Source organism: Acetomicrobium mobile (genome assembly GCF_937920065.1).
In genome coordinates this window covers 1-10,681 of record NZ_CALETC010000074.1, presented here as the reverse complement: position 1 = coordinate 10,681, position 10,681 = coordinate 1, and the positions used below count along the sequence as shown (strand labels likewise).

11 protein-coding genes are annotated in these 10,681 nt (G+C 47.4%); 10 read left to right on the top strand and 1 reads right to left on the bottom strand.

The window, feature by feature from the left end; genetic code table 11:
• Positions 1-158 precede the first annotated feature (158 nt).
• Positions 159-644: an HIT domain-containing protein gene (locus Q7P41_RS03090; protein WP_303882041.1), complete on the bottom strand. Its 486-nt coding sequence runs from the start codon at positions 642-644 to the stop codon at positions 159-161.
• A 169-nt stretch (positions 645-813) separates the two neighbouring features.
• On the opposite strand from Q7P41_RS03090, the gene Q7P41_RS03085 reads away from it, so the two are divergent.
• The 10 genes from Q7P41_RS03085 to Q7P41_RS03040 all read left to right on the top strand — a co-directional run bounded on the left by Q7P41_RS03085 (position 814) and on the right by Q7P41_RS03040 (position 10,504).
• Positions 814-1,293, top strand: a complete 480-nt coding sequence (locus Q7P41_RS03085; RefSeq protein WP_303882039.1) for a Fur family transcriptional regulator — start codon at positions 814-816, stop codon at positions 1,291-1,293.
• Positions 1,283-2,149 carry a metal ABC transporter solute-binding protein, Zn/Mn family gene (locus Q7P41_RS03080; protein WP_303882038.1) on the top strand — a complete coding sequence of 289 codons (867 nt, stop codon included), beginning with the start codon at positions 1,283-1,285 and terminating at the stop codon, positions 2,147-2,149. The genes Q7P41_RS03085 and Q7P41_RS03080 overlap by 11 nt, the downstream gene beginning before the upstream one ends.
• Positions 2,150-2,935, top strand: coding sequence for a metal ABC transporter ATP-binding protein (locus Q7P41_RS03075; RefSeq protein ID WP_303882037.1), 786 nt, complete (start codon positions 2,150-2,152; stop codon positions 2,933-2,935).
• A complete protein-coding gene (locus Q7P41_RS03070; RefSeq protein ID WP_303882036.1) occupies positions 2,913-3,749 on the top strand; it encodes a metal ABC transporter permease in 837 nt (278 codons plus the stop codon). Before Q7P41_RS03075 ends, Q7P41_RS03070 begins: the two co-directional genes overlap by 23 nt.
• A gap of 321 nt (positions 3,750-4,070) precedes the next feature.
• Complete coding sequence (locus tag Q7P41_RS03065; protein WP_303882035.1) at positions 4,071-4,988, top strand: ABC transporter permease; 918 nt, start codon at positions 4,071-4,073, stop codon at positions 4,986-4,988.
• Positions 4,981-5,838: an ABC transporter permease gene (locus Q7P41_RS03060; protein WP_303882033.1), complete on the top strand. Its 858-nt coding sequence runs from the start codon at positions 4,981-4,983 to the stop codon at positions 5,836-5,838. Before Q7P41_RS03065 ends, Q7P41_RS03060 begins: the two co-directional genes overlap by 8 nt.
• Before the next feature lie 5 nt (positions 5,839-5,843).
• Entirely contained in the window at positions 5,844-6,812 is a 969-nt protein-coding gene (locus Q7P41_RS03055) for an ABC transporter ATP-binding protein (protein ID WP_303882031.1), read from the top strand.
• Entirely contained in the window at positions 6,796-7,767 is a 972-nt protein-coding gene (locus tag Q7P41_RS03050; protein ID WP_303882030.1) for an ABC transporter ATP-binding protein, read from the top strand. The genes Q7P41_RS03055 and Q7P41_RS03050 overlap by 17 nt, the downstream gene beginning before the upstream one ends.
• Before the next feature lie 25 nt (positions 7,768-7,792).
• Complete coding sequence (gene iadA, locus Q7P41_RS03045; RefSeq protein ID WP_303882028.1) at positions 7,793-8,899, top strand: beta-aspartyl-peptidase; 1,107 nt, start codon at positions 7,793-7,795, stop codon at positions 8,897-8,899.
• A gap of 42 nt (positions 8,900-8,941) precedes the next feature.
• Positions 8,942-10,504 (top strand): glutathione ABC transporter substrate-binding protein, encoded by a 1,563-nt coding sequence (locus Q7P41_RS03040; protein WP_303882026.1) that lies wholly within the window; start codon positions 8,942-8,944, stop codon positions 10,502-10,504.
• The last annotated feature ends 177 nt before the right edge of the window (positions 10,505-10,681 follow it).

Below are 10,681 nucleotides of genomic sequence, written 5' to 3'. Positions count from 1 at the left end.
GTTGCATTGGAATGCTCTTTTGATATTTCTCTGATGATCTTTTTTGCCTCTTCTACTGACCCGGCAACCCTGAGGTGGCCTATGAAACGAGACCTTCTTATGGTCAACTCCACTTTTGCATTTTCTCCAGGTTCCAAATAGACGCTGCCTTTTGCCACTTATTCTTCCCATGCCTCCTTGAGTTTTTTATAAGTTACATCCAGGGCTTCCGGTATCACCTTGGTCTCCCCTACAACTGGCATAAAGTTCGTATCGCCTTCCCACCTGGGCACTATATGCACATGGACATGCCCCTCGAAGCCAGCTCCAGCTACTTTGCCCATATTTACTCCAATGTTGAAGCCATGGGGATTCATGGTTTTTTTGATGACTTTTATGCACCTTTGAACCAAGAGGTTTAACTCCAAAATCTCTTCCTCGCTCAACGCGTCGTAATCGCCCGTGTGGCGAAAGGGCGCCACCATCAAATGTCCGGGATTGTAGGGAAAGGCGTTTAACATTATAAATGCTTTTTTGCCTCTATATAAAATCAGCCTTTTCTCGTCTTCATTTTCCTTCACGAATTCGCAAAAAATACAATCCATATTCTTGGAACTCGATTCGGCAATATATTTCATGCGCCAAGGTGCATGAAGCACTTCCATGACTCATCGCCTCCATTTATCTTTATTTCTCTCCAAGAAATGTTTCACGTGAAACATTTCTTGGAGAGGCTCACGATAGGTTATTCTGACAGGATTATAACATGATCATGAAATCTCGAAGGTTTTATCCTGTTTGCAAATGATTTGCAAACAGGATAAAATACTTTACATGAACGAAAATATGGCAAGAGACATTTTAAAGAAAAAGGGTCTGGCGGCTACAAAGCAGCGTGTTGCCATCTTTCTAAAAATATGCGAATGCAGCTGTCACTTTACCGCAGGAGAATTGCACCACCTGCTTGCTGAAAAGGAAGACGAAGAAACCATAGACCTTGCGACCGTTTACCGTACAATCAATGCCTTTGAGAACGTGGGTCTTATTAAGTATGTGGCTGAGGTCGGAAATTGCCGATATTACGGCAAGGCGGGCTCCTTCGACCTTCCACATGCACACTTTCATTGTGAGGAGTGCGGAAAATTATTTTGCTTACAGCCTCTAGATAAAAGCCTCAAAGAGATCGGAGCGCTAAAGAAAAAAGGGTTCCGGGTACATCGACTGCTGGTTACTGCCGAAGGCTTGTGTACGGAATGTTGCAAAAAGGCACAGTCCGCTTCAGCTAATGAAGGAGGAGCACGGGGTGAAGTATAAACGTTTTTTTGAAACTTTTTTCCTGCTCGCGATCATATTGATATCAACGTCACTTGCCAATGAGACTACGGCTTTTGGCAATGATAAGACGATAGTATTCACCTCAGTGCCGCCAATTGCGTACTTCATCGAACGCATAGGAGGCCATGAAGTTCAGGTGGAATCACTGATAGGTCCAAAGGATGACCCCCACGCCTTCGAACCAAAACCCAGACAAATGGTGGCACTTTCAAAGGCACGAATTTATTTTTCGACGAACTTTCCTTTTGAGACGAACATCCTGCCGAAGATAAAATCTTCAAATCCAGACTTACTCGTAGTAGACATTAGTTCAGGAGCCACAAGCATGGAAGATCACGATGAAAAATGTCAGGGCTCTGATCCTCACATTTGGACTTCTCCTCTTGTAGCATTAAAGATCGCCGACGATGTTTACCGAAGCCTCGCCCTTGTCAGCCCAGAAGGAGTAGAGGTTTACAGAAAAAACTATCAGGATTTGTTAAAGGATATTGTGGCCCTAGACGAAGAGATATGGAATATTTTAAAAGCGGTGCGAGGCAAGAAATTCTTGGTCTTTCATCCGGCATGGGGGCACTTCGCAAGTGACTATGGTCTCATTCAAGTCCCGATAGAGGTCGAAGGAAAGGAACCCAAGGGAGCTCAGTTAGTCCGTCTAATAGAGGAGGCACGAAAAGAGGGGATTAAAGTGATCTTCGTCTCGCCTCAGCATTCAAAAAAGGGAGCTCAAGCCGTGGCAAAAGCCATAGGCGCGCAAATAATCGAGATCGATCCCTTGTCCAAAGACTGGGCTGACAACTTAAAGGCAGTGGCAAGAATTTTTTCGAGGGTGTTATAAATGTCCCAACAAAGGTCTCCTGCTTATGACATTTTATTCAAAGACGTGTGGTTTTCCTACAACAACTCCTTTGTGCTTCGCCAGGTCTCCTTTTCAGTTCCTCCAAAGGAATTTTTGGTCATAATCGGACCAAATGGGGGAGGGAAAACAACCTTACTTAAACTTGTCTTGGGACTTTGCGTCCCTCGAAGAGGGGAAGTAAGGCTTTTCGACGGCCTTGAACCAAGGCAGGCCTTGCACTTAATGGGATATGTCCCCCAAAACACAAATTTTAATCTCGATTTTCCTGTACGAGTGCTGGATGTAGTGCTCATGGGAAGACTGCGCGGTATAAAGTGTTTTTATACCAAAGAAGACAAAGAGATGGCATATGAAGCCTTAAAGACGATGGGAATGAACGAATACGCTTCAGCCATGATGAGCGAACTATCGCAAGGGCAACGCCAGCGCGTATTGATTGCAAGGGCATTGACCTCTCAGCCCAAGATTTTACTCTTGGACGAACCAACGGCAAACGTGGACATCGAAGCTCAAAAGATACTTTATGATAAGCTGCGAGAGCTCAACGAAAAGATAACCGTAGTGCTCGTGAGTCATGACATGACCGTCATAACGAGCTATGCGACAGCCGTAGCCTGCGTAAACGGTACTGTCTACTACCATGACTCAAACGAAATAACTCCTGAAATGCTTCAAATGGCCTACGGGGCTTGTCCAGTGGAGATCGTAGCCCACGGCATACCCCATCGGGTGTTGTCAAAACATGACGGTGAGCAAGATGCTTGAAGCCCTTCAATACGACTTCATGCGCAACGCCTTAGCAGCAGCGGTCCTTGCCAGTTTCATCTGTGGCATAATGGGAACGATCGTGGTGAGCAAGCGGTTAGTCTCCATGGCAGGAGGAGTAGCACACGCCGCTTACGGAGGCGTGGGCATGGCGCTTTTTTTTGGATTTTCGCCACAGCTTGGAGCTTTAGGCTTTGCTTTGGTCTCTTCTCTTTTTATGGCATGGGCGACGCTCAAGGCGCAATCCAGAGCTGACACCATCGTGAGCATTACCTGGGCAGTCGGCATGGCTATAGGTGTTGTCTTTTCCGACCTCGCTCCCGGATACGGGGGAGACCTGATGAGCTATTTATTTGGCAGCATATTAATGGTAACCAAGAGAGATATAATTTTGATGAGTGTTTTTGCCTTGATTCTTTGTGCCTTCGTGCCAACCTTTTACGGACATTTGCTGGTCTATTCTTACGACGAAGATTATGCTCGCACCAGAGGAATCCCGGTCAACTTTCTTCATTTTGCCGTCATAGTTCTCGTATCCTTTTCAGTGGTCCTGATGATAAGAATAGTGGGGCTTATATTGGTAATAGCGCTTTTTTCCATTCCGCCCTACATAGCAGAAAGGTTTTGTCGCTCCTTAGTCGGCATGATGGCAACCTCATCTTTCTTGAGCCTCGTTTTTTCGCTAACAGGCCTAACAATGGCTTACAAACTTAACTTAACATCAGGCGCTGTGATAATTATCGTTGCCGCCCTAGCATACTTTGCTACAGAAATATTTCTAAGATACCGCAACTTGCAACGAAAGAAGGTTTGACTCAAACCTTCAGACTGCTCCTTTAGCCCTTGGAGGATTTTCGTGGTAACCCCGAGACACCCAACTTAGGTGGGCTTATTACGTAACCTTAAACAGTTCTCTTATTTGCACATAGCGTTAGTGGTGCTTTATAATGATATTTAGCATCCAAAAGTCTTTAGCCCATAGAGTGCATATAATACTGTTGCGCATCTTTAGAGTTGCTGCGGACTGTAATTTACTTAGCAGTCCACATAGTGTTCTTGATAGATAGTCAATATATTTGCATTGGCGATACACTTAAAAACGTTGTGGAACAAAAGACAAAACGGAGGAAGCTATATGATAAAGTTCATTATCAGAAGGCTTATACTCCTTATCCCTGTTCTCGTAGGCGTTTCGATCATCGCTTTCCTTATGTTACACTTGGCACCCGGAGATCCTGCGGAGCTTTTGGCCGGGCTTGAAGCTTCCGCGGAAGATGTAGCAGCCCTGCGAGTTCGCTTCGGCTTGGATAAGCCCCTCTTTATCCAATACTTTATGTTCTTAAAAGGCCTCTTTGATGGCAGCCTCATATCCCTCAAATACGAGATGCCTGCGGCGAGCGTCATCATTCCAAGGATTTTTAACACCCTTAAGCTTGCCTGCGCGAGCATCGTAGTAGCCGTAGCTGTGGGAACGGTAGCTGGGATACTTTCTGCTGTTCGACGCCACTCTATTGTAGACTATCTTTCGACTACGATGGCCCTCCTTGGCGTATCAATGCCTGTCTTTTGGTGGGGACTCGTCTTGATTATGATATTTTCAGTATATTTGATGTGGCTTCCATCGGGGGGCATGGGCGGTTTGCGGTATTTAGTCCTTCCCGCGATCGTGTTGGGCACTTCTTCTGCTGGAGTAATAGCTAGGATGACACGTTCCAGCATGATGGAGATCTTAAGGCAAGATTACATAACGACTGCCAAGTCGAAAGGCTTACCCTCCAGAATCGTGATCTACCGTCATGCTTTGAGGAATGCCTTGATACCAACAGTCACCGTGGTTGGATTAGAGTTTGGATATATGTTGGCGGGAGCCGTGCTCACAGAAACCGTTTTTTCCTGGCCAGGGGTAGGAAGATTGATCGTCGACTCAATTATGGCCAGGGACTACCCAGTAGTGCAGGCTTCTCTCCTTTTGGTAGCAGGCCTTTTTGTTCTGGTCAATTTGGGCGTAGACGTGCTTTATGCCTTCTTAGATCCGAGGATTCGTTATGACTAAAGCATCTGCCAAACGCCCGGCACATACTGCGTGGCGCCGCCTGAAGAAGAACAAAATCGCTATAGTGGGGCTTTTTATTGTGTCCCTCTATGTTGCATGTGCCATCTTTGCTCCCTATATATCCCCCTATGATCCCACCAAACAGAATCTTGCTAAAAGCTTTTTTTCGCCGGGTACCGAGCATTTTTTAGGTTGCGACGAATTTGGGAGGGATATATGCTCTCGCATCATCTGGGGTGCACGAATATCACTTTTAATACAGTTAAGCTCAGTCATACTCGCACTCCTCATCGGGATTTTCCTCGGTGCCCTTGGGGGATATTATGGCGGCAAGGTTGACGAGGTGATCATGCGCTTCATGGACATATTACTTGCATTTCCGGGAATGCTTTTGGCCCTTGCCATCGTGGCAATGTTGGGCCCCAGCTTGAGGAATCTCATCATAGCAATCGGTATTTACTCTGTTCCACAATTTGCACGCATTACCAGAGGGGCAGTGCTTGCCGTCAGCGCAAACGAGTATGTCATCGGAGCGAAGGCAATAGGCGAAAGCGACGCGGCAGTGATTCTTCGCTATGTCCTTCCAAATGCCCTTTCTCCAATAATCGTCCAGACGACGCTTCGCATGGCTACGGTGTTACTTACAGCCTCAGGACTTGGTTTCTTGGGTTTGGGAGTACAACCTCCCAATCCTGAGTGGGGCACCATGCTATCAAGTGCTCGGATGTATCTTCGGTCAGCCCCTCATGTAGCTCTCTTTCCCGGCCTTGCCATTATGATCACGGTATTAGGATTTAATTTCCTTGGAGATGGCCTGCAAGATGCCCTAAATCCGAGGCTCAAGGAGTAAGATAGATGGAGCCGCTGCTTGAAGTAAAAGACCTTGCAACATACTTTTACACCGATGAAGGGATAATAAAAGCCCTTGATGGCATTTCGTTTTCAATAAACGAAGGAGAGATATTGGGCCTTGTAGGGGAGACAGGTTGTGGCAAGTCTGTAACAGCTACCTCAATCATGGGGCTCATCCCCTCTCCTCCCGGCAAAATCGTACGAGGAAGCATACTCTTCAAGGGAAAGGATCTGCTTTCTCTGTCAGAACAGCAGATGCGCCGCATCCGGGGGAAGGATATTGCAATGATTTTCCAAGATCCAGCAAGCAGCTTAAATCCGGTCCTCAGGGTAGGATTTCAAGTGGCTGAAGCCATATGGGCGCACCTGAAAACCCCCATTCGTGAGGCCATGCTCAAGGCTGTCGAGCTTTTCGGACTTGTCAACATCCCGGATCCGCATACAGCGGTTAACCGCTACCCGCACCAACTTTCGGGCGGCATGAAGCAACGAGTCATGATAGCCATGGCCCTCTCGCTAAACCCAAAGCTTTTGATAGCAGATGAACCTACCACGGCGCTCGATGTCTCCATCCAGGCTCAGATCCTAAGCCTGATAAAGATATTGCAACGAGATTACGGAAGCAGCGTGCTCTTGATTTCCCACGACCTCGGCGTTATTTCCACGATGGCCCATAGAGTAGCTGTCATGTATTCTGGGTTGATCGTAGAGCAGGGAAGGGTGGAAGGCCTCTTTCAAAGCCCTCTGCATCCATACACGCAAGGGCTGCTGGCGGCCATTCCCAGGGTCGATGAGGACATAAGCGAGCTTGCTGTCATAGAAGGCACACTACCAAACCCCATAAATCCTCCCGCAGGGTGTCGCTTTCATCCACGCTGTCCATGGGCAATGGAGATATGCAAGTCCAAAAGGCCTGCGTTTAAAGCCGTGAAGCCATACCATGAGGTGGCTTGCTATGCCTACGCTGATTAGTGCGGAAGGCTTGTATAAGCACTTTCCTATAAGGGGAGGCATCGTTACGTCAAAACCTGCCGGGTGGGTAAGGGCCGTGGATGGCGTTTCTCTCTCCGTCGAGGTGGGCGAGACACTGGGCCTTGTGGGAGAATCCGGCAGCGGCAAGTCCACCACGGGATTATTGCTTTTAGGGCTGATCAAACCCTCGGGCGGCAGGATCCTCTATGATGGCAAGTCGATTGAAGAATTCCTGGCAAGAAATCCTCGAGAATTTAGGAGGCGAGCTCAAATAGTCTTTCAAAACCCCTTCGCCTCCCTTAACCCACGCATGACGGTAAGGGATATTATCGGGAGGGGGATGAAGCTCCACGGTTTGGTAAAAAACGACAAGGAGCTTACGGAACGAGCGGCAGCAATCCTAGCAGAAGTGGGACTTAGGGAAGATCACTTGAGCCGCTATCCGCATGAATTTTCCGGCGGTCAAAGGCAACGCATAGCCATCGCTCGAGCACTTGCCCTTAACCCTGAATTTATCGTCTTAGACGAACCAACGAGCGCACTTGATGTATCAGTGCAAGCCCAGATATTAAACCTGCTTAAGGATCTCCAGCGATCGCGAGGCCTTTCGTACCTCTTTATATCTCACAACTTAGCTGTGGTGAGGCATATAAGCCACGATGTGGCTGTCATGTATTTGGGCAAGATCATGGAAAGCTCGCCAAAGGAAGTCCTCTTTTCCCAGCCCCTTCACCCTTATACCCAGGCGCTTTTAAGAAGCATTCCAAAGATATCCTTCCCTCCTGAGGATATAGAAAACAAGGTCATAGAAGGGGATATTCCTAGCCCCATAAACCCCCCTCCCGGTTGCCCCTTCAATCCACGCTGCCGTAAGGCTATCGATATTTGCATGATAAAGATGCCGGATTTTAGAGAAGTAATGCCAGGCCGATGGGTTACATGCCATTTGATTTGAAATCCTACAGAGGAGGGAAAAAATCATGTTGTTGAAAAACGTACGTACCTTTGCCCCTCAGGATCTGGGCAGTGTAGATATATTTGTTGGCTATAGCAAGGTGTTAGCTGTTGAAAGTGGCATTGGCTCCATGCCTATAGAGACAAAAACATTCGACCTATCGAATTTCATCCTCACGCCGGGACTCATAGACCTTCATGTACATTTTGCTGGGGCAGGCGGGGAAGGAGGACCGCTTTTCAGGGCAGAGCCTTTGAGCGTATCTTCGCTTTTGGAATCAGGCATAACCACAGCCGTTGGCTTGCTGGGGACTGACAGCTATGCCAGAAGTGTCATGGAAGTACTGCAGAAGGCTTACGCTTTGGAAGCCCAAGGTATATCGACATATATATTCACAGGATCTTATAAAATTCCACCAATCACCATCACCGGAGATGTGGCCGTAGATATCATTGCCATAGAGAAGGTGTTGGGATTAAAAGCTGCTATAGCGGATCACCGATCATCCCACCCAACGGTAGAAGAGTTTATGCGCCTTGCTTCGCAGGTACGCGTGGCAGGAATTTTGAGCGGCAAGGTGGGGATATTCCACTTGCACGTCGGCACCTGCCCCGATCCCCTTTACATTGTGCGGGAGACAAATAAAAGGACCTCCATTCCGCTGTATCACTTCCTGCCGACCCACATGAACAGAAACGAGGCAATATTGGAGGAAGCCCTAAAATTTGCCCTTGAGGGGGGAAATGTAGATTTTACGGCTATTAGCGACATGAATTGCCCTCAGGCATATGAGGCTGTGATACATCTTCTTGAGGCTGGAGTTCCGCTCGATCGCATTACTGTAAGCTCGGATGCGGGAGGAAGCTCTCCGCTTTTCGATTCCGAGGGTCATTTGTTAGATGTAAGGATAACTACGCCCGAAGACTTAATGACCCAGTTTTTGCGCATGCTGGATGTAATAGGGCCTGAAAAGGCACTCGCTGTCTTTTCGACAAATCCCGCCGAAAGGTTGGGGCTTGGCTGCAAAGGCAAAATAGAGGTGGGTTTTGATGCAGATTTCCTCATATTCGATAATACATGGAATTTGGCAGGCGTAGTGGCCAAGGGCAGATTGGTTTGGGGTAAAATATAATCGATCATCGCAAGATCATTTGTTTAAAAGGGGGAAAAAGAAATGAAACGTTTGGTTACTGTGCTATTATGCGTAGCACTTGGTTTTTTCGTCATGGGATCGTCATCCGCAACGGCAACCATGAAGCTCGTTATAGGGCAAGGAGTTGAACCTGTGGCGTTAGATCCTGCCGACGTGACTGACAATCCCTCGGAAGAGGTCTGTCACCATATATACGAAGGGCTTATAGGTTTTGACGAAAATATGAACATCATCCCTAAACTCGCTACGGATTGGAGCGTTTCTGATGACGGGAAAACGTGGACGTTTCACTTGAAGAAGGGCGTCAAATTTCACTCCGGCGCTGACTTCAACGCCAAGGCAGTCAAAAAGAACTTCGATAGAATCCTTGCAGGCGGACTGAAAAGAAGTTCTCTTTATAAACCCGTCATCGGTGAAGTGAAGGTAATAGATGATTATACTGTGCAATTCATCCTGCCAGAATCGTTTGGCCCCTTCCTCCACACGCTCTGCCACACTGCAGGCATTATCGTAGACCCTACTTTAATCGATGCCAAGGCGGACATAAGGCGAAAGCCATCCGGCACCGGTCCGTTTAAGTTCAAGGAGTGGGCTGTCGGCGACCAGATAAAATTCACAGCTTTCGATGGCTACCATGGAGGCAGACCAAAACTCGATGAACTCTTATTTAAGGTGGTGCCCGAGGACACGGCACGCACAATGATGCTCGAAACGGGAGAACTTGATGTAGCCGAGAGGCTTTCTCCCTTTGACATCGAACATCTAAAAGCCCGTAAAGACTTGGTGGTAGAAATTGCACCATCTCTCCGCGTCATTTATATAGGCATGAATTGTCAAAAAGGCGTGACAAAGGACGTTCTAGTGCGTCGTGCCTTTAACTATGCCGTAGACAAAAAGGCCATATGCGATAACATTCTAAAAGGCATGGGCGTGCCGACAGATACCCCAATGTCCCCAATGACCAACGGCTATGCAGAAGTTAGAGGCTATCCTTACGATCCGCAAAAAGGCAAAGAACTACTTGCGGAGGCCGGATGGAAAGATACAAACGGTGACGGGATCCTCGAAAAAAACGGACAAAAACTTTCCGTAAACTTAATGACACCCCATGGGCGCTACTTGATGGATTTTAAGGTCGCAGAAGCAGTACAGGCATACCTGAAAGACATAGGCGTTGATGCGAAGCTCGTCACAATGGAATGGGGTACATATATTGCAACGCTCTCTAAGCCCTTGAATGAAAACGATGTGGACATGTACCTTCTTGGCTGGTCTCCATCGACGGGGGATGCCGATTGGGCGCTTCGCCCGCTGTTTCACTCCGCCAATTGGGCTCCCGACGATAACTACAGTTTCTACAAGAATCCCAAAGTTGACGAATTAATAGAGGCAGGTATGCGTACTGTGGACCCACAAAAGCGTAAGGAAATTTACAAAGAAGCCCAAGAGATAATAGTAGAAGATGCTCCGTGGATCACTTTATATTGGATGAACAATGTGACTGGTTACTGGAATTACGTTAAAGGCATAAAGATCATACCGCTTGAGATGACTTTTGCCCATCAAGCCTTCGTAGAACGCTAAAAATTGCAAAAGCATAATAAACGAAGGGCAATTGCCAGCCCCCGCTTTTTACGCCCTTACCACCAAGGGCTTGACAATCGTCGATACGAGTATTATAAAAGTGGAAGCTTGAGTCACTATGTAAGGGCAGGTTTGAGCTATGGCATTTGATCTTAATGTGATTTGTATATCATGCGG